The following is an 18,315-nucleotide window of genomic DNA, read 5'->3' as shown; positions in this document are numbered from 1 at the left end:
TACGGCAATCTAATAAAATTATTTTGCTGCTTTTTCTAATTTAGCAACTTTTGTAACTAGATAACCAGTATCAATTTCAATGCTCTCCAGCTTGTTAGCTATCCGGCGGAGTTTATCTTCATGTACTTCGCGAGAATCAAACAAGGCGCGAACTTTATCGATAACCTCGTTTTCAACATAGTTTTCCACTTTTAACAGACCTTTTTCAACCGTTTCCATGCGATTTTCAAGGCTACCTATACGGTTTTTAAGGTCGCCCATGTGATTTTCAAGATCGCTCATACGGTTTCCAAGGCCGTCCATGCGGTTTTCAATGTCACCCATACGGTTTCCAAGGTCATCCATGCGGTTTTCAAGACCGTCCATGCGGTTTCCAAGGTCATCCATGCGGTTTTCAAGACCGTCCATGCGGTTTCCAAGGTCATCCATGCGGTTTTCAATGTCACCCATACGGTTTCCAAGGCTGTCCATGCGGTTTTCAAGGCCGCCCATGCCGTTTTCAAGTCTTTGCTGTCCTTTTTCTACGACCTCTAAACGTTCAGTAAGCACCTTTTGCCCTTCAGTAAGCGCTTGCAATTGCTGCAGCACGAGTTCTTGAAATTTACTGCCTTCCATAATTATTCCCCCTTTCTAATTTAAGGCAAATGACCTGTTTTAACCCGTTCCTTTTATCATCATTTTGTCGATATAAGCAAAGTTACAGCTGCTTCACTGGTAAAAATTTGTTATTTTTTTGCAACTTCTGTGACATTTTCGTAACAAAACCGCTGTACCATAAAAAGAAATCTATTTAATAAAGGAGTGATTTTTTCTGTTAACGTTAAGTAATAGGACTAATCAAAAGAAAAATAGAATTCTTCGTCTTTCAGTTCTAACCTTTATCTTTATCCTTACAACAGTTATTGGACTGATGCATGTTTTCGGTCAAAAATTCATACCTGTCAGCATTGACTCCCTTTGTCCCTTTGGCGCAATTGAATCTGCTTATATTCTTTTTACCGAAGGTACGATGCTTAAAAGAATAGCGTGGAGTAATTTTATCCTTCTTTTTGCTGTGCTGCTTGTGGCTTTAATTTTTAAACGAGCTTTTTGCGGTATGATTTGTCCATTAGGATTTCTGCAGGAACTCTCTTATAAGCTGCGTGTGAAGTTTTCCCGGCGCAGGTATACCATACCTAATACAGTTGACAAAATATTACGTTATGTAAAGTATCTGCTGTTGGCAGCAGTGATAATATTTACATATCAATCAGGAGAAATGGTTTGGAGATCTTATGACCCCTGGATTGCTTATCATCACTTATTTTCAAAAGATTTATGGGATGAATTTTCCATCGGCCTGGGCTTGCTTGTTATCACACTGGTTGGTTCCTTTTTTTATAACCGGGTATTCTGTAAATACATATGCCCCATGGCTGCATTCCTGGCATTGCTTTCTCCCTTTGGATTAACCAGCATTAAGCGCAACGAATCTACCTGTATCAACTGTAAGAAATGCAATAATGTTTGCCCAGTTAACATCGATGTACAATCCAATAACAATGTAACATCTGTAGAATGTATAAACTGTAACGAATGTGTTAACGTGTGTCCAGTAAAAGATACGCTTTACATATCTGGAAAAAAATCCTTTAAAATTTCTGAACGCCGAGTATTGGAAACAGTAGTGGCAATTTTTGTGCTGGTTATTGGTATCACTACTTTTACAGGGGATTTTAATTGGCAAAAACCCAGTCTTGCTGTCCTGACAGAAAGCAAGGGCAGTTTCAATTCAAGTTTAATTAGCGGTAAAGATACTCTTAATGATATAATTGGCATAACCGGAATACCGGCCAAAATTTTCATTGATAAATATAACATCAAAGAGAAACATTTTAACCTTCCCTTGAAAGAAGCGGGCCAAATATACGGGTTTAAAACTCAAGACATAAGAGATTTAGTGGATAAATATAACGAGTAAAACCAAAGAGCTCACCAGCAATATGGTGGGCCCTTGGTTTTAAGGAGTTAATAGTTCATTTCTTCTTCAACGATAAATTGCAAATATCTGATTACTTTTTCTTTCTTTTTTTCCGGCAGTGATTTAATCATAAAACTAATTTCTATCGGCACAATGGGCTCATCATTGCTTCTTCCCAATATGTAGTCAACGCTAACACCGAATATATCAGCAATTTTTTTTAAAACTTCAATACTGGGATTTACCCTCCCTATTTCGTAGGAAGCTACCGATGCAACGCTCACACCTAGCTTTTGGGCTAAAGTTTCCTGACTGATGCCTGCCCTTGCTCTTAATTCCTTTATTCTTTTTGGTATAGACATTTCTGCTTACTCCTACCCTGAAAAATTTATCTTGCCGAGCCCGGCAGTATTTGCACACCGCTCACCGGTTTCGTACCGCAGGCCAAACTGGCACTCAGCCGTCTGGCTGCAGCAGGGTCCCAGGCATATTTCGCCCGCCTTGGTTCAAATGCCGGCAGCGCACTCGTATGCGTTACCCTGTCTCCACCCGCCGTCTTTGCTAAGTTAGGCAGCTGCTCACTAAAAGACGTTCGCTCCTTCAAATAGCTGCCGAAATTTTCATTCCCTGCCGGTGCCATTTACATCATGAGGCCTACCTGAAAAATACTGCGGTTCTAAAATCACCCTTTTTAAGCCGCATAGTAAAATGCACACATGTTATATACTACATAAAAATTTTAATTCCTTTAATTGCGGCAGCAAATATTTTAATACCACCAACCTCTTTTATTTTCCATGCTTTTATACTAACAACTACCTTTAATTGTTCTACCTAAATATTCACTAACTATTTTATAAGCGCAGAAACTTCCGCACATGGTGCAGCATTCCTGGTTTTCATCATTCTTATTCCGGCGCATATTTTTTGCTTTTTCCGGATCTATGGCCAGTTCTATCTGCTTTTCCCAGTCCAATTCCTTTCTAGCTCTGGACATGGCTAAATCCCATTCTTTGGCTCCCTTTACACCTTTAACAATATCGGCCGCATGGGCAGCAATGCGGGAGGCGATTACGCCTTCCTTTACGTCTTCTACAGTGGGAAGTCCCAGGTGTTCTGCCGGGGTAACATAGCACAGGAAATCTGCCCCCGCAGAGGCAGCTAAGGTACCTCCAATGGCAGCGGTGATATGATCGTACCCGGGAGCCACGTCAGTAACTATCGGGCCCAAAACATAAAAGGGCGCGTTATGACAAAGGGTCTTTTCTATCTTCATATTGGCTTCTATCTGGTCCAGGGGGACATGGCCCGGGCCTTCCACCATAACCTGTACCCCGGCTGCCCTGGCCCTTTTTACCAGACTGCCCAGAATGGTTAGTTCTCTTATTTGAGGGGCATCGGTGGCATCTTCAATGCAGCCCGGCCGCAGGCCGTCACCCAGGCTTAAGGTAACATCATACTTTTTAGCTATCTCCAGCAACCTGTCAAACTGTTCATATAGAGGATTTTCCTTCTGGTTATGTAAAATCCAGGCAGTAATAAAGGAGCCCCCCCGGGATACAATGTCCATCACCCGGCCGTTGACCTTTAATTCTTCTATCACTTCCTTAGTTACTCCACAGTGCACAGTAATAAAATCCACCCCATCGGCACAATGCTTTTCCACTGCTTCAAACATTTCATCGGCAGTTAGTTCCACCATTTTTTTACCTCGTTTTGACGCATCAACTAGGGCCTGGTAAATAGGAACGGTACCCACCATTACTGTGCTGTGATTAATTATCTGCCTTCTTGTTTCATCAATGTCTCCACCGGTACTCAAGTCCATTACCGAATGGGCTCCGGCTTTGATGGCCGTTTCCAGCTTTTTAATTTCCTTATCCAGTTCAGGATAGGCATCTGATGTACCGATATTGGCATTAACTTTGGTTGATAATCCTTTACCTACGGCAATGGGGTGACAATTTTTATGATTAATATTGCAGGGCAGTACAATTTCTCCCCTGGCAATTCCTTTTCTTAAATCTTCGGGATTAATTTTTTCTCTTTCTGCCGCCAGTTTCATCTCTTCTGTTATAATTCCCTTTAGCGCGTACTCCAATTGTGTCATGTTATCTCCACCTTTCTTTGAATAAAAATAAAAACCGTAACCCAACATAGTGAGTTACGGCACAGTCTGCCCATGCTCTAACTCTTCCCTACGCTGGTATTACCCAGATCAGGTTATGAGGGTCGGAGACCAATCTCCTCTCAGCCATCAATAGGCTCCCCTAGAGCTATTTTAAATTTATTAACTTTTCCATACTGCTGCTGTTTTATATATTATTATATCGAACCGGTTTTGTAAATATTGCTGCCGGCATTTATTTTTTATTTAAAATTTAACTTATTTTAATTATAATATAATGAAAATATTCAAGGGCGTATTTTATGAAAGGAGCAGTAAAATTGACAATACCACATATAATATTAATTTTGGTAACCGGGGTGGCGGCCGGCTTTCTAAACACCGTTGGTGGCGGCGGTTCTTTATTAACCATGCCCATGCTCATATTTTTAGGGCTACCCGCTGCTGCAGCCAACGGCACCAATCGTGTTGCCCTAATGGTACAAAACATTGTCGCCATCATTAACTTTCGGCACAAGGGGTTTTTTAACCCCAAATTAAGCATTACGCTGGGAATTCCAGCCGTTTTAGGTTCCATTGTCGGAGCCAAATTTGCCATTTCCCTCCCGGAACACCTGTTTAATAAAATACTGGCCCTAGTAATGTTGATAGTATTGGTTTTGATTATTACCAGACCGGAGAAAAAATTTTTTAAGACCCCAACAGGTGAAGAAGAAAAATTCAGTACATTACGGTTATCTATGGCAGTATTGGTTTTCTTTTTTGTGGGTTTTTATGGTGGTTTCATTCAAGCCGGGGTAGGGTTTATAATTATTGCTGCTTTAACATTAATTACCGGCATGTCACTGGTGAAAATAAACAGTTTAAAAGTTTTTGTTATCGGAATTTACATGCTGTCCTCCCTGCTGGTGTTTATTATCAACGGTAAGGTTAACTGGGTACTGGGCTTAACGCTGGCCATTGGCAATGCCGCCGGGGCCTATATCGGCAGCAATTTTGCAGTGGCCAAAGGTGATAAGTGGATCAGGATAGTTTTAATAGTGGCAGTGCTATTAATGTCCGGCAAACTGCTCGGCTTATATAAATTTACCGGCTGGTAAAAAAATTATGATCTATGTCACTGTTTAAAAAATCACCTCCTGGTAACATAGTAATGATAAAGTTAATCTGCCGGGAGATGATTTTTAAATGGATAAACAAGCTAAAGACGTTGCGCTGTTATTAAATTTTATAAAAACCTACTGCCATTATCATCATCGCAACCAGGATACTGTTCGGGTGGAAAATACGGAGTTAAAATTATGTTCGGATTGCTGTGCACTTGCAAAATATGCAGTTAAAAGGCGTTTAAACTGCCCTAAAAACCCTAAACCTGCCTGTAAAAAGTGTGATACACACTGTTACGCCCCCAAGTACCGGAAAAAAATACAGGAAGTAATGAAATTTTCCGGCATCTATTACATGAAAAGGGGTAGAATTGATTATCTTTTACATTATTTTACTTAAAGTACTAATCTGCAGCCATCTGCCTGCGCAGGGTTTCGCACATTCTGAGGGCTTCTTCGAACTCTTTATCATCCATACCGGGAAGGGATGCCACTAAGTTATCAAGGCTTTGTTTCATATTTTTCTTGTGCATTTCTATCCGTTCATCCTTAGTCAGGGGCGCGCGCTTCCCTTCCCTTATAGCTTCAACTAATTTAGCCATTTCTTCGGCCCTTTCTTGGCTTAAATGTAATGGTATGTACATTTTCAGTATTTCCAGCTCTTCTTCAGTCACGCTGTCTCTGTTTCTCAACTTGTTAAAAACGTTTTTTAATTCATCGGCTGTAAAATGCCTCACATTGACCACCCCTAGTATATAATCTATTTTAAAAATGGTGCCATCTATGGCATAAATAATAATTCGCTGCTGCCAGTGAAATCCCCTGCTGGTACATATAATTGCAAAATAATAAAAAAGAAAAATGCATTGAATAAAAAATAGCCGCTATTAAAAATATTTTGACGCAATTTGGCACTTTTACCCCTTTTATATCGTCTAATATATAAATAGCCAATTGCGGGGGGATGATTAATGGCTGCCAAGTACGCTAAAATGTCTTTTCGTTCCAAAACCCAGGATTGCCAGTACTGCCAGTACAGATCCAGCTGGCGCATCCCAAATACGGATATAGTGGTACATTTTTGCACTGCTGACTTGCCTAAAAAGGTTTATCAATTACGAGGGCATGCTGTAAGCAGCTGCAAATTAGCTAAGCAAACGGTATAATTTACCGGCCGGTCCCTAAAAAGACTGGCTTTTTTTATTATTCCGGTTACTTCTCAGGCCACAGCAACCCCGGGGAGCATTTTCTCCATAATGTGGAACATGCCATTGCAGAATGTTAAACCAGGAATACAGGCTGGTGTCTTTTTCAGCAAGGCCGGATGCAGGAGTAGGGCTGCTTTTAAGAAAAGACAGGAAATAAAATATTACAGTTTAGAGGAATATTTTGTTTTTTGTTGAAGTAAGTCATGTATTGTCATGGGAGGTAGTAGCGGTGTCTGACTTACTTAACAAAATATCCGTTGTAGTGGCCGGAATTGGTGCGGTTTGGTTCACTTTTTTTTCCGTTAACCAGCCCGGTTCCCCGTTTTATCATCACATCTTACTATTCTTGGTTAGTTGGGGATTGTTTTATACTTTTATAGATATTTCCTTTGGGCCTGTGGCTGCTGAACAAACTAATAATGAAAAGAAAAAAAAGAAGAAAAAAATACGCCGTAAAAATAAAACCGCCACGCAGTTGTAGCTGCTAACAGGCATTGATTAAATAGTAAAGGGTTCGATTGACCGAACCCTTAAGATTTTTTATTCTCCTCTCTTTTTTCGTCTTTAGCGGTTACTTCAAATTCCTTTTTTAATTGACTTGTTTCTTCTTTATATGCTTCGGTGGCCTGGCTGGTAATCCTTCTAAATTCAGCCATACCTTTACCCATTGATCTGGCCACATCGGGTAACTTATTAGGACCAAAAACTATCAAGCTGACAATTAAAATTAATATTATATCCCAAAAACTAAAATTTAACATCGGCACATCCCCCTCTCTCTGAAGTTCTTCATTTACTTGGTATAATCCTGCTGCAATTAAAAATATATCTTACTTAAATAATTTTGTTTATAAAATACACAATGATGCATAATATGATAAAATAGGTGATATTTTTTACAGTTCTGGTTGACTGGTACGGAAAATTTTTTTGCTGTTTTCTTTTGTTATACAATTCCCTTTTAGCCGGATCTTCATATTTTAACGTTTTAAGTTTTCTTTTTTTTCTCGGTTTAAATTCTAATACTTCACCCATAGCGTCATCACCTTTTAAAAATTATTAATATTAGTACATAATTATATCAGGATAATAATTGACTATTCAATGGATAAAAAATTTAACCACCCACCGGGTGGTTAATTTCCATTACTTGGTCAGTCCTTACGAGCAGAGCCATAAGCTATTTTGCTGCTGGAATACTTAACTTTGGTTCGCTCAACCGCCCCCATGTCTCCCAACACATACTCAGCTATATTTACAGAGTGGTCCCCTATTCGTTCCAGGTTGCTCAGCATATCAATGAATACCGCCCCGGCAATTCCGGTACACTTCCTTTCATTTAACCGGGCAATGTGACCCTGCCTAAATTCGCGCTCCAGGTTGTCAATAATTACTTCATTTTGAATTACCTTGCGCGCCAGGTCATGATCATTGTTTTCCAATGCTTCAAGGCTCAAGCGCAGGGTTTCACTGGTTAACTGTGCCATAGCCTTAATACTTTCCAATGCTTCCTCGGAAAAAGAAACTTTATTTTCCACAGCATAAATAGACAGTTCTACAATATTATCGGCATGGTCCCCAATGCGTTCTAAGTCATTTACTGCATGCAGCAGGGTAGATGCATAATTAGACTGTTCCTGGGTTAATTTTACTCCTGAAGTAAGGCTTGTAACATAGTTTGTAATTTCTTCTTCAAGGGTATTTATCAATTGTTCCCGCTGCTCTAAATACAACGGGTTTAACTCTTTATCCTTAGTATTGAAGAAGAATTTTACCGAATCATTAAAGAAATCACTGGCATGCTTACCCATGCGTACAAGCTCCATATGGGCTTGTTTTAAAGCTACTGCCGGTTGGGATAACAACCTGGGCTCTAAAAATCTCGGTTTTACATCAAACTGCACCATTTCCCCAGGTACCAGCTTGGTTACAACATAAGCCAAAACACTTACAAAGGGCAGTTGGATCATTGTATTTGTAATATTAAATACACCGTGGGTTTGGGCAATTTGCATTCTTATATTTAAAGTCTCCCACGTCCCCTCAAAGCCGGGCAGCAAAATAAAGATGTAGTTAGTAACAAATTTTACCACTTCCGGAAAAACACCTATTAAAGTTAAGGGTAAAAAAATCGCCGTACCGCTGATATTAAATAACATGTGGGTCATGGCAGTACGTTTTGCTGCCACCGATGTACCAATGGCGGCAAGCAGTGCTGTAATGGTGGTACCAATATTATCGCCAAATAATATGGGTACTGCCTGCATATATGTTACAGACCCCTGACTGGCCAGTTCCTGCAGTATACCAATGGTGGCACTGCTGCTCTGTACCAGCATAGTAAAAACAGTTCCTATGGCCACACCCAATAAAGGTGTATCTTCCACGTTAAGCATCAAATCTGTAAAAAACGGCATCTCTTTTAATGGTTTTAACCCACTACCCATTACGTCCATGCCGTAAAACAACAGCCCGAAACCAAAAACCACTTGTCCGAAATTGATTACGCTTTTATTTTTAAAGAAGAAAAGCAACAAACCACCTACAGCAACAATGGGCAGCGCATAATGCTTTAAGTTAAAACCAATTAAATATGCCGTCAGTGTTGTACCAATATTAGCACCCATAATAATTCCAATGGCTTGTCTGAGAGTTAATAAGCCGGCGTTAACTAACCCCACTGTAAGTACTGTTGTTCCACTACTGCTCTGAATCAGTGCTGTAACCAGTGTACCGGTGAGTACACCTCTAACCGGCGTTTTGGTTCCTTTCTCCAAAAAAACTCTTAAACGCTGGCCAGCAACATTTTGCAAGCCTTCAGACATAAATTTTATTCCAAACAAAAATATAGCTAAACCGCCAAAGGCTTTAAATAGAATATCCTGCATTGAAAAATCCATTTTCATACCTCCGGGAAAAATTTAGTTAATACATTAATCCCTTAATATTTTGGTAATGATTTTTTGCGCCTCGTCACTTAATGCAAATTGCAAAAATTGCTTAGTTATATTATCTGCTTCTTTACCTGTTATATATATTAGTGGCCTGCTTAATTTTACCGGTTCATTTTTTTCATTTACTATCTTCAGCAGTTTAACATCTTTATTAACGTAAGCAGAAGACACATATCCAATGGCATATTTATCCCTGGACACAGTGGTACGGACTGCTCCGGTTGAAGTCATTATTGAAGCTGTATCAACAATTTCATTGCTGCTTCCAATAACAATATCTTTTAACATATTGTATGTACCGGAACCTTCCTCTCTAGAAATTACCGATATCGAATAATCAGCCCCCCCTATTTGTTTCCAGTTTGTTATTTTTCCCGTAAAAATATCTTTTAATTGCTGCAAGCTGATGCAGTCTACTTTATTTTCATTATTAACAATTATAGAAATACTGTCCTCAATTATTTCATAGGCATTCACTAATTTTTTTTCGTCAGCAGTTAGCGGCCGGGATAAGGACCCTATTTCAGCAATGTTATTTTTTATACTCCGCATCCCTATTTCCGAGTCCCCGCCCTGGACAAAAATCTGCACACCGGGATGCCGTTGTTTAAAGTGCTGCGCCAGCACTTCCGAAACAGGCTGCATTGATGTGGAACCCACAATTCTTATCGTTTCGGCTTTACTGCCACAACCGGCTGCCAACAGTGCCAGCAGCAAAAAAATAACAAGAGTACGTTTAATCATGTTATTCTATTGCTCCTTAATCCTTAATCCTCAACATAATTTGATACATTACTGTACCCAGTTATATTATTCTTTAATAAATAGAAAAAAACCTTTATAAAACCACATTTTTAACGACAATTTAACTTATTTAACGCGAAATTAACAATCCCCCTGTAAACAAACTTGGGGGAACTATTAAATAGAGACAGCACACATTCATTTAAACTTTAAGTATGTTATTCTCTACCCATGCACGCAGATCATTATCCAGGTAGTAAAAACCGTCCTTCAGCTCACCGTTTCCCTGCTCAACCAGGGCCCTTTTAATCATGTCCACCGGAGGCTGCTCTTCCAATGGTTCGCATTTACATCCATAAGGAGTAAAACGATACAGGGCCAGAGCTGGTGTACCGCTGCATACATCAACAATAAAGGTATAGCCAGTCTTTTCGGTTTTAAACTCATCCTCAAATTTAAAATCCCAGCAAAGATTACTTTTGATTTTTTCTATATTCATTACTCTAACTCCCTTCCAAATCAATTTGATAACAAAATAATACTTCAACATTTTCTTTATAAATCCTTCATATTCACAGCTCTATTATATTCACAATGGTTGCTTTCCCCACATAAATTAAAACAAATTAATTTGGGAGGGAAAATAATGAAATACACAGTCCAGCCCGGGGATACTTTATATAAAATTTCCAGGCGTTATGGTATCAGTTTGGATGCCCTGGTAGCTGCCAATCCGCAGATTGAAGACCCCAGCGTCATTATACCCGGTATGGTTATCAATATTCCCGGCTCGGTGGACAATGACCACGACGGTTATAATGATAGTAATCATTGTGCGTGTATACCAAATAGTGAAAAATGGTCTGAAGTATGCCTGCCCGTTCCATATCCAGAAGTAAATGTAGAGAAACCCAATACAGAATATGCCAAAATGATGCTGGATATACTGGCCGATTGCAGCAGTGAATTGACAGCCATTCACAAATACTTATATTACTACACAATGTTAGAAGACACTCCCTACGAAGAAGTGGCAGAACTACTGGAAGCAATATCCATCATTGAAATGAGACATATGCACGACATTATGAAATTTATTAAACTGTTGGGTTGTGAACCTGTATATGAAAACAGCCGGGGCAAGCCCTGGTGCGCAGCATATGTAAATTACGAGTTATACAATGTTTGTAATCTTTTAATGGATGTGACTCAAGAGGAAGAAGATACAGCTAAACTGTATAGAGATATGGCCGCATATATAAATGACAAATATATCTCAGCCTGGCTGCTCCGGGCCGCTGAAGACGAAGAACACCATGCAAAGTTATTCAAAAAATATTACTGCCGGTATTGCAAACCAATGGGATAGTATTAAAGCCAGCCTTACAACAGCTGGCTTTAATACTATCCATGCAATCTCCCGTCTTGACGCTGATAACCGGCAATTAACTTTTCATAAACACCCACCAGTTTATTGGCACAATTGCGGGAAGACAGTTTTTCGGCATTTATCATCGCCTTACTTCCCATCTTCCGGCGCAGATTATCATTGTTTAATAATTTATGAACCAAATTAACAAACATATTCATATCCAAGGAACATAAGTACCCATCTTCTCCGTCTACAACCATTTCGGAAACCCCATAAGCATCCACAGCCACCACCGGCAGCCCTGCTGCTTTAGCCTCTGCAATCACTAGTCCTTGGGTTTCGGTGACCGAAGCAAACACAAATATGTCAGATCCTGCATAACATTTTTGCACTTCTGCTTTTGGCAGCCTACCGGTAAAAATCACATGTTCCTGCAAGTTGTTCTGTACAACCTTTTGTTTTAAACGCTCTTCCTCCGGGCCGCTGCCCACCAGCACAAGGATGGTATCCGGGTGTTCGGTAAAAATTTTAATATAGCTATCCAATAAAAACTCTATATTTTTCTCTTGTCCTAATCTGCCTACAAAAAGCAGTATTTTTTTATCTGCCGGTATATTAAAATTGGCTCTCAACCATGTTTTGTCTGCATGTTTGAACTCTGCAGTGATTATACCGGTGGGAACGGCCTCTACCGGCACTTTTAATCCATTTTTTATTAAACGCTTAGCTACTACATTTGTGGGTACGATCACTTGGTCGCACTGGTTACAGAAATCCATAGTAAATTTTTGAGTTAATTCTCTAGTTATATTCTGACCAAAGGGTACGTAATGAACATATTTATCATAGAGCGTGTGATAGGTAAACACCAGTGGTATTCCCAGTTTTCGCGCATATTTTGCCCCTAAGCGTCCTAACAAGAAGGGTGAATGGACATGAATAATGTCCAGGCCTATTTTTTTCAATTTAGATAATAATCCTGGTGAAAAGGGGAAAGCGAGGGTGAAATCTTTATTTGTGGGTGCCGGGATGGAAAAAAAGCGATATACCCCCGGCTCTTCTTCGCAGTTCGGGTAATTGGGTGCAAATATATAGGTATCATGGCCCATTGATTTTAACTCGGCATTAAATATTTCTAAAGAACGAACTACTCCACTGGTATAAGGACGATAACTATCAGAAAACATGGCAATTTTCATTTTGTGCCCCCCTTTGCCGTGCAATCTACTAAATTAAAGCATCTCCAATTATAATCTAAATTATACCAAAGGTTACCAGTGCCATTGGTAGTTCTGAGCGTATATTCTCCAACCGTCTTCGGTAGCGGTTAAAAAAAATAATGCCGTTCCTTTCTGTGTATCTTTATCCAGTTCATCTGTATCTGTTAAACGGGCTTTTACCACCGCCATATTTTTGTCTTGGTATATTATTTCACAATCTTCAGCGGTAGTTATCGAGTGCCAGTCTGTGGGTAATTTTACGAATTCCCATACGCTCTTAGTATTTTCTTCTAATGCTTTACCGGTGTAATACCGGCTTAAAATACTGTTCACTTCCTGCTCTGTGTTGGCCCTCATCCATTCTGTACATTCCACCGCCCCTTTAACTACCTTGGTTATTTCTGCCGGGGAAGTTACTTCACCGCCGGCACCGGTGACAGGCAGTGATAAAACAACGGTGTATATTACTAAAATCAGTATTGCCGGTAAAGTAACAGGCTTGTGCAAAGCAGTCCACTCCTTACCATTATTTTCCATATAATTTAATACGTGGACCGCCTTTTAAATTCCTTCCGATAAATTGGCATATATTGGTATATTAGCAGGAAACCGCTGCTGCTCGTTCCAGGCCGGTTATATTTTTTTCAACAGCACTAAAGACCAGCCCTGCTGGTCTTTAGTGTCTGGGATTTTTGGCTACTGTTTCTACCGCCTTTACTATTTGTGCTATTACTTGGGCTCTGCCGCCAAAATGATTAAAAGAAACCTGGGTGATTATTTCACCGGTATCGGTAACAATGTACCGGGGGGGCAGGTTGTTTAGTGCAAGGGCTATTATATCCTGTCGGCATCGTTCACAAGTGCATAAACTGCCATCATAATTTTTTAATACTTCATTTAACAGCTGCAAAACAGCTGTTTCAGTATAGTTGTGTAACATTTTTTGGAAACCTCACATTCGTAATTTTTTCTAATTATACCAAAAACAACTATTTATTTCAGTAGTAATCAGTAAAAAAAATTACCGGAATAAACCCGGTAATTTAGCAATTTTTTTATTTTATCTTTTTTTATTATCTTTTAACGTTTTTGCCTGTCCAGCTGATCTAATATTTCTTTCAGGCGTTTCTGACTTTCACCATACCCGGCCCAATCGCCGTTTTTAAGTTGCTCCTGTGCCTTGTTGTAAACTTGCACAGCCATCTTTATCAGTTTATCCATTGTTGCTGCCTGGAGTTCATCCTGCTCTGCCCCCGGTTCTGAAGTGGGCGGCTGCGGTGCTTTCGTTTCTTGACCGAAAATGCGCTGTAATGACTGCTCCAACGTGGGCTCCATAACTATTTTGTCCCCATGGGCAACAATTACCCGGCGCAGTTCCGGCATGCTGCTTTGCTCGGCCTTCAAATATAATGGTTCTACATAGAGCAGTGAATCATTAACGGGAATTACCAGCAGGTTGCCCCTTATTACAGATGATCCCCGCTGATCCCACAGTGACAGCTGCTGGGAAATGGTTGTATCCTGATCTATTCTGGCCTCTATTTGCATTGGACCATATACCAGTTTCTGCTTCGGAAACTCATAAAGCAGTAACTTACCGTAATTTTCCCCATCGGAACGTCCCGCCAACCAGGCAATCATGTTCTTTTTATTGGTTGGGGTGAACGGTAGGATTTGGACAAACTCCGGCTTTTCGGAGCCGGGCATTTGAATAATCGTATAGTAAGGAGACAATTTCTGCTCGTTACCTTCAAATATCTCTGTGGGCAGCGCCCACCTATCTTCTTTGTTATAGAATACTTGAGCGTTAAGCATGTGATAATTGGTATACATTTGGGCCTGCACATTAAATAAATCGATGGGATAGCGAATATGGGCCCTTAAATCCCCGGGCATTTCATCTAAATCTTTAAACATGCTGGGAAAGATATTTTTATAGCATTTAATCAACGGGTCTTCTTTATCTGCAATATAAAAATCAATATCCCCTGTATAAGCATCAATTACTACTTTAACTGAATTTCTTAAATAATTTAAATCTCCCTGAAAGGGTTCAGAGTACGGGTACATATTGGTCGTGGTGTAAGCATCCCACATCCAATACAGCTTCCCCCCGCTTATTACTATATAGGGGTCGCTGTCAAAGGATAAAAATGGTGCCACTTTAGGTACACGTTCTCTAATGTTGCGGTACAATAAAATTTGGCTGTCAGGGGTTATGTCCCCGGTAAACAGTATTTTTGAATCGGATAGTACATAAGCAAATAACAGCTTGCGCAATAATGAATTTATTTTGATACCGCTTTCCCCTTCATAGGTGGTATAAACATTCTTTTCGCCCTTTGGATAATCAAATTCTTTAGTTTTAGTATTTACAATTACATACTCGTTTGTTTTTTCACCAAAGTAAATTTCCGGTCTTGTTATTTTAATATCTTTGATCCCTTTGGGCGGTATGTCTTTAATAAAAAACTTGGGCAGGCCCTCTTTGGAAACTTCGTTAACCGGGCTCATGGCCACTCCATAACCGTGGGTATATATCAAACGCTGGTTAACCCATGTTCGCGCCTGGGAGGGAAGCTGCCTTTGATTTAACTCCCTGGGGGCCAGCATTACCTGCCGGTACTCACCATTAATGTAATAACGATCAATGTCTATGTCAGAGAACTCGTAATACAGGCGCATTTCCTGCAGCTGTGCATAGGTCTGTTGTAAAGGCTTCCAATCCCACAACCGGATGTTATCAATTGTTTCCCTGTTCTGTTGTATATCATCGGCGGTTAATACTTTTCCGGCTGGAAACTTGGCCGTTTCAATTTTATCCAAACTGTATGCCTTACGGGTATATTCAATGTTGTGAGCAATATAAGGTTTTTCACGGTTAAACTGGTTGGGTTCAACTATAAAGCGTTCCACAACGTAAGGAATTATTCCATTTAAAATTACCGCAGCGGCAATAATACCAATCACGCTGTACAAAACCAGGTTGAAGCGGCGCAGAAAAACATTTATTAATATAACGACAGCCGTTAATATTGATAATACTGCCAGTACCTTTAAAGCCAGTAAATTTACATGTACGTCGGTATACCCGGCACCATACACGGCGCCTCTTTCGGAAAACAGCAGTAAAAACTGCTGTAAGTAAAAATCAATACCTTTAAATAAAAAGAATAATGCTGCCAGGGTTGATAGATGCAAACGGGCCCGGCTGCTCTTTAATAACTGCAAGCGGCCGTTACTGTTCAGTGTTTCGGCAAGGAAATACACTGAGCCCACTGCCAGTGCAGCTACCACTGTGATCCAGGTTAAAAAGGACAGTACAAACCGGTAAAAAGGTAAGCTGAATACATAAAAACCTATATCCTTACCAAAAATGGGATCCGTAGTGCCAAAGGAGGTAGCGTTTAAAAATTTCTGCAGTGTAATCCAGTCACCGCTGAATGTACTACCGGTTACAAAAGCCAGCACAGCACTGGCCAGTAAAAACAGCAACCCCACCATGCGCTTGTTGATCTTTTCCAACCACTTTTCTGCCGCCGGCTGCTGTATCACCACTACATTTTCATCAAATGACCGGACACGTTTTAATCGAAAATCTTCCAGCTTTTGTAATAGAAAAGGCCTGGTAAATAACAGGTTAGCCAGTAAAAATATAAAAAATATTATCCCGGATGCCGCCCGCAGGCCCATTTCACTAAATAAAATGGTTGCAAAAACTGATTGGTATTGAAGGGAACTAAACCACAACCAGTCGGTATACAAATTTGCCAACCAATATGACATACTAAAGAATAATAAAAGTACGGCAATTAAATACCATTTAGCTTTCGATCGCAAAAAAAATACACCTCCAAAAGTCTCTCATAAGTATATATAGTATATATTTCCCCAAAAAAACAACAATTAACAATAATTATTAATTATTGAGACTTGAGGTTAAACATTTTACATTTGTTTTCTGGGGCCTTTGTGGGCATCATCAGATTCTTTTCTTAATTTGGCTTCACACATTTGACAAAATGAAGCTGTTTTCTTTTTCGGTTTGGGGATAAAATCGTCCTCGTCATCCCACCAGTGATCATTTTTCTGTTCTTCTTCTTTTTCAAGCAGTTTACCACACATCAGGCAGCGTTCTGCCATGCTCACACCTCCAATGTTTATGTCAATTAGTATTTTTTTCTCTATTTACTACTGTTTTTCCTGCACATTATTTCACAATTTTAAGAATTAGACTATTTTCTTTTATTAAAATGTTTCATTCCCAGTAATGCCGCACATCCTGTGCAGCACCCTGCTTCCCCCGCCATTCTTCCCTCCGTTTGCTAAAATATTGAAAAGGACGCAGTGTCTGCGTCCTCTACTCCAGCGCCAGCTCAACCAGCGTGCTTACCAAATCAGGGAATTCTATGCCCGCTGCCCGGGCGGCATCAGGAACCAGGCTGGTTTCTGTCATTCCCGGCAGCGTGTTGGCTTCCAACACATAAACATTACCATTTTTTGTAACTATCAAATCTACCCGGCTTAGTCCCCGGCACCCTAAGGTTTGGTGAGTACGCAGGGCTAAATCTGCAGTTATTTCCAGATATTTATCCGGCAGCCGGGGCGGGATTATATGTTCACTCATCCCTACCGTATATTTGGCATGGTAATCGTAAACACCGGTGGCGGATACAATTTCTATCTGGGGTAATACCCTGGGATTTTCGTTACCTAACACAGTAACTGTTACTTCCGTCCCGGTGATGAATTTTTCAGCCATTACCAGGCGGTCAAATTTAAATGATTCTTCCAATGCCTTTGGCAGTTCATCTTTGGTCTTTACAAAAGATATACCTATGGTGGAACCCTGGGTAGGTGCTTTTATCACCACCGGCAGTGACAGCCGGTCAATAATTTCATTACTTACCTGTTCCATACCAAGTTTGCTAATGTCTTCCCTGGTATAAGTACAAAAATCCGGTGTTGGAATATTATCTACCTGCAGCAATTTCTTAGTGGTTACCTTGTTCATGGCCACAGCACTGGCCAGCACTCCTGAACCGGTATAAGGAATTCCCAGTATTTCCAGCAGACCTTGAATTGTTCCATCCTCACCATATTTCCCGTGCAGCGCTAAAAAAGCGAGGTTAATATTTTCATTTTTAATTTGATCAATAAAGTCCTGTTCGGCAACGTCAATTTTCACTACCCGGTAACCTTTTGCTTTTAAACCTTGAAAAACAGCTTCACCGCTTTTTAATGAAACCTCCCTTTCAGTGGATTTACCTCCATATAACACGCCTATTTTTAAGGCCATTAAGACACCTCCGGTAGTATATATATATATATATTATCATTTATTATATTCTTACGCTGGCAGCAAATTCCTTGTTCAAGAGCAAAATCCCTTGACGAATAAAAAAATTTATCTTATAATAGCATGTGCCGGTGAAAGTTTTCAGATTTACAAAGGGGAGTAGCTCAATTGGTAGAGCTCCGGTCTCCAAAACCGGGTGTTGCGGGTTCAAGTCCTGTCTCCCCTGCCAAAATCGAGTAGGAGGGAGTGATTAACTCCCGTCCTCTCACACCACCGTACGTACCGTTCGGTATACGGCGGTTCATGTTGTGGAACGAAGTTCAT

21 protein-coding genes, 1 tRNA gene and 1 riboswitch are annotated in these 18,315 nt (G+C 40.2%); of the genes, 7 read left to right on the top strand and 15 right to left on the bottom strand.

Going from position 1 to position 18,315, the window contains the following annotated elements; translation table 11 throughout:
- Positions 1-18: 18 nt before the first annotated feature.
- A complete protein-coding gene (locus JOC37_RS02300; RefSeq protein ID WP_204615506.1) occupies positions 19-615 on the bottom strand; it encodes a hypothetical protein in 597 nt (198 codons plus the stop codon).
- A gap of 295 nt (positions 616-910) precedes the next feature.
- On the opposite strand from JOC37_RS02300, the gene JOC37_RS02295 reads away from it, so the two are divergent.
- On the top strand, positions 911-1,960 hold the full coding sequence (locus tag JOC37_RS02295; RefSeq protein WP_204615503.1) for a 4Fe-4S binding protein: 1,050 nt from the start codon (positions 911-913) through the stop codon (positions 1,958-1,960).
- A gap of 47 nt (positions 1,961-2,007) precedes the next feature.
- On the opposite strand, the gene JOC37_RS02290 is transcribed toward JOC37_RS02295, so the two are convergent.
- From JOC37_RS02290 to thiC, 3 genes are all read right to left on the bottom strand, one after another.
- A complete protein-coding gene (locus JOC37_RS02290; protein ID WP_204615501.1) occupies positions 2,008-2,322 on the bottom strand; it encodes a helix-turn-helix domain-containing protein in 315 nt (104 codons plus the stop codon).
- A 26-nt stretch (positions 2,323-2,348) separates the two neighbouring features.
- Positions 2,349-2,600 (bottom strand): hypothetical protein, encoded by a 252-nt coding sequence (locus JOC37_RS02285; protein WP_204615499.1) that lies wholly within the window; start codon positions 2,598-2,600, stop codon positions 2,349-2,351.
- A gap of 168 nt (positions 2,601-2,768) precedes the next feature.
- Entirely contained in the window at positions 2,769-4,070 is a 1,302-nt protein-coding gene (gene thiC / locus JOC37_RS02280; RefSeq protein ID WP_204615497.1) for a phosphomethylpyrimidine synthase ThiC, read from the bottom strand.
- Between the two features lie 68 nt (positions 4,071-4,138).
- A riboswitch (TPP riboswitch) is annotated at positions 4,139-4,242 on the bottom strand.
- A 166-nt stretch (positions 4,243-4,408) separates the two neighbouring features.
- On the opposite strand from thiC, the gene JOC37_RS02275 reads away from it, so the two are divergent.
- Both JOC37_RS02275 and JOC37_RS13650 read left to right on the top strand, forming a co-directional pair.
- Positions 4,409-5,188, top strand: a complete 780-nt coding sequence (locus JOC37_RS02275) for a sulfite exporter TauE/SafE family protein (protein ID WP_238480707.1) — start codon at positions 4,409-4,411, stop codon at positions 5,186-5,188.
- Positions 5,189-5,276: 88 nt separating this feature from the next.
- Positions 5,277-5,594 (top strand): nitrous oxide-stimulated promoter family protein, encoded by a 318-nt coding sequence (locus JOC37_RS13650; RefSeq protein WP_204615493.1) that lies wholly within the window; start codon positions 5,277-5,279, stop codon positions 5,592-5,594.
- Positions 5,595-5,598: 4 nt separating this feature from the next.
- Here the strand turns inward: JOC37_RS13650 and JOC37_RS02265 are convergent, their stop codons facing one another.
- Positions 5,599-5,931: a hypothetical protein gene (locus JOC37_RS02265; protein ID WP_204615486.1), complete on the bottom strand. Its 333-nt coding sequence runs from the start codon at positions 5,929-5,931 to the stop codon at positions 5,599-5,601.
- Between the two features lie 234 nt (positions 5,932-6,165).
- Here JOC37_RS02265 and JOC37_RS02260 point away from each other — a divergent pair, with 234 nt between their 5' ends.
- Both JOC37_RS02260 and JOC37_RS02255 read left to right on the top strand, forming a co-directional pair.
- Positions 6,166-6,360, top strand: coding sequence for a hypothetical protein (locus tag JOC37_RS02260; protein ID WP_204615483.1), 195 nt, complete (start codon positions 6,166-6,168; stop codon positions 6,358-6,360).
- A gap of 271 nt (positions 6,361-6,631) precedes the next feature.
- Positions 6,632-6,883, top strand: coding sequence for a hypothetical protein (locus JOC37_RS02255; protein ID WP_204615481.1), 252 nt, complete (start codon positions 6,632-6,634; stop codon positions 6,881-6,883).
- A 49-nt stretch (positions 6,884-6,932) separates the two neighbouring features.
- Here the strand turns inward: JOC37_RS02255 and JOC37_RS02250 are convergent, their stop codons facing one another.
- From JOC37_RS02250 to JOC37_RS02235, 4 genes are all read right to left on the bottom strand, one after another.
- The gene (locus JOC37_RS02250) at positions 6,933-7,163 is read right to left on the bottom strand and encodes a Sec-independent protein translocase subunit TatA/TatB (protein WP_204615479.1); all 231 of its coding nucleotides are present in this window, start codon (positions 7,161-7,163) and stop codon (positions 6,933-6,935) included.
- A gap of 393 nt (positions 7,164-7,556) precedes the next feature.
- Positions 7,557-9,302, bottom strand: a complete 1,746-nt coding sequence (locus JOC37_RS02245) for a Na/Pi cotransporter family protein (RefSeq protein ID WP_204615477.1) — start codon at positions 9,300-9,302, stop codon at positions 7,557-7,559.
- 33 nt (positions 9,303-9,335) lie between these two features.
- Positions 9,336-10,100: a phosphate ABC transporter substrate-binding protein gene (locus JOC37_RS02240; protein ID WP_204615475.1), complete on the bottom strand. Its 765-nt coding sequence runs from the start codon at positions 10,098-10,100 to the stop codon at positions 9,336-9,338.
- 202 nt (positions 10,101-10,302) lie between these two features.
- The gene (locus JOC37_RS02235; protein WP_204615473.1) at positions 10,303-10,599 is read right to left on the bottom strand and encodes a DVU0772 family protein; all 297 of its coding nucleotides are present in this window, start codon (positions 10,597-10,599) and stop codon (positions 10,303-10,305) included.
- Between the two features lie 147 nt (positions 10,600-10,746).
- Between JOC37_RS02235 and JOC37_RS02230 the strand changes: the two genes are divergently transcribed.
- Positions 10,747-11,469 carry a LysM peptidoglycan-binding domain-containing protein gene (locus JOC37_RS02230; protein WP_204615470.1) on the top strand — a complete coding sequence of 241 codons (723 nt, stop codon included), beginning with the start codon at positions 10,747-10,749 and terminating at the stop codon, positions 11,467-11,469.
- Positions 11,470-11,504: 35 nt separating this feature from the next.
- Here the strand turns inward: JOC37_RS02230 and JOC37_RS02225 are convergent, their stop codons facing one another.
- From JOC37_RS02225 to JOC37_RS02200, 6 genes are all read right to left on the bottom strand, one after another.
- Positions 11,505-12,671 carry a glycosyltransferase family 4 protein gene (locus JOC37_RS02225; protein WP_204615461.1) on the bottom strand — a complete coding sequence of 389 codons (1,167 nt, stop codon included), beginning with the start codon at positions 12,669-12,671 and terminating at the stop codon, positions 11,505-11,507.
- A gap of 72 nt (positions 12,672-12,743) precedes the next feature.
- Positions 12,744-13,199 (bottom strand): hypothetical protein, encoded by a 456-nt coding sequence (locus tag JOC37_RS02220; RefSeq protein WP_204615459.1) that lies wholly within the window; start codon positions 13,197-13,199, stop codon positions 12,744-12,746.
- 169 nt (positions 13,200-13,368) lie between these two features.
- Positions 13,369-13,632, bottom strand: a complete 264-nt coding sequence (locus JOC37_RS02215) for a late competence development ComFB family protein (RefSeq protein WP_204615456.1) — start codon at positions 13,630-13,632, stop codon at positions 13,369-13,371.
- Positions 13,633-13,772: 140 nt separating this feature from the next.
- On the bottom strand, positions 13,773-16,532 hold the full coding sequence (locus JOC37_RS02210; RefSeq protein ID WP_204615454.1) for a UPF0182 family membrane protein: 2,760 nt from the start codon (positions 16,530-16,532) through the stop codon (positions 13,773-13,775).
- Positions 16,533-16,640: 108 nt separating this feature from the next.
- Positions 16,641-16,835, bottom strand: coding sequence for a hypothetical protein (locus JOC37_RS02205; RefSeq protein WP_204615452.1), 195 nt, complete (start codon positions 16,833-16,835; stop codon positions 16,641-16,643).
- Between the two features lie 217 nt (positions 16,836-17,052).
- On the bottom strand, positions 17,053-17,991 hold the full coding sequence (locus tag JOC37_RS02200; protein WP_204615450.1) for a D-alanine--D-alanine ligase: 939 nt from the start codon (positions 17,989-17,991) through the stop codon (positions 17,053-17,055).
- Positions 17,992-18,144: 153 nt separating this feature from the next.
- Between JOC37_RS02200 and JOC37_RS02195 the strand changes: the two genes are divergently transcribed.
- Positions 18,145-18,220 (top strand) — tRNA-Trp (locus JOC37_RS02195).
- Positions 18,221-18,315: the final 95 nt, after the last annotated feature.

The sequence above is a fragment of the Desulforadius tongensis genome (assembly GCF_016907915.1).
GTDB classification, from domain to species: Bacteria; Bacillota; Desulfotomaculia; order Desulfotomaculales; family Desulfohalotomaculaceae; genus Desulforadius; species Desulforadius tongensis.
Note: the sequence above shows the minus strand (reverse complement) of the source record. Positions and strands in the feature narration are given on the sequence as shown.

Coding starts and splice junctions, on each gene's coding strand:
- JOC37_RS02300 (WP_204615506.1), bottom strand. CDS start 615: ATGGAAGGCAGTAAATTTCAAGAACTCGTGCTGCAGCAATTGCAAGCG.
- JOC37_RS02295 (WP_204615503.1), top strand. CDS start 911: ATGCATGTTTTCGGTCAAAAATTCATACCTGTCAGCATTGACTCCCTT.
- JOC37_RS02290 (WP_204615501.1), bottom strand. CDS start 2,322: ATGTCTATACCAAAAAGAATAAAGGAATTAAGAGCAAGGGCAGGCATC.
- JOC37_RS02285 (WP_204615499.1), bottom strand. CDS start 2,600: ATGGCACCGGCAGGGAATGAAAATTTCGGCAGCTATTTGAAGGAGCGA.
- thiC (WP_204615497.1), bottom strand. CDS start 4,070: ATGACACAATTGGAGTACGCGCTAAAGGGAATTATAACAGAAGAGATG.
- JOC37_RS13650 (WP_204615493.1), top strand. CDS start 5,277: ATGGATAAACAAGCTAAAGACGTTGCGCTGTTATTAAATTTTATAAAA.
- JOC37_RS02260 (WP_204615483.1), top strand. CDS start 6,166: ATGGCTGCCAAGTACGCTAAAATGTCTTTTCGTTCCAAAACCCAGGAT.
- JOC37_RS02250 (WP_204615479.1), bottom strand. CDS start 7,163: ATGTTAAATTTTAGTTTTTGGGATATAATATTAATTTTAATTGTCAGC.
- JOC37_RS02245 (WP_204615477.1), bottom strand. CDS start 9,302: ATGGATTTTTCAATGCAGGATATTCTATTTAAAGCCTTTGGCGGTTTA.
- JOC37_RS02240 (WP_204615475.1), bottom strand. CDS start 10,100: ATGATTAAACGTACTCTTGTTATTTTTTTGCTGCTGGCACTGTTGGCA.
- JOC37_RS02235 (WP_204615473.1), bottom strand. CDS start 10,599: ATGAATATAGAAAAAATCAAAAGTAATCTTTGCTGGGATTTTAAATTT.
- JOC37_RS02230 (WP_204615470.1), top strand. CDS start 10,747: ATGAAATACACAGTCCAGCCCGGGGATACTTTATATAAAATTTCCAGG.
- JOC37_RS02225 (WP_204615461.1), bottom strand. CDS start 12,671: ATGAAAATTGCCATGTTTTCTGATAGTTATCGTCCTTATACCAGTGGA.
- JOC37_RS02215 (WP_204615456.1), bottom strand. CDS start 13,632: ATGTTACACAACTATACTGAAACAGCTGTTTTGCAGCTGTTAAATGAA.
- JOC37_RS02205 (WP_204615452.1), bottom strand. CDS start 16,835: ATGGCAGAACGCTGCCTGATGTGTGGTAAACTGCTTGAAAAAGAAGAA.
- JOC37_RS02200 (WP_204615450.1), bottom strand. CDS start 17,991: ATGGCCTTAAAAATAGGCGTGTTATATGGAGGTAAATCCACTGAAAGG.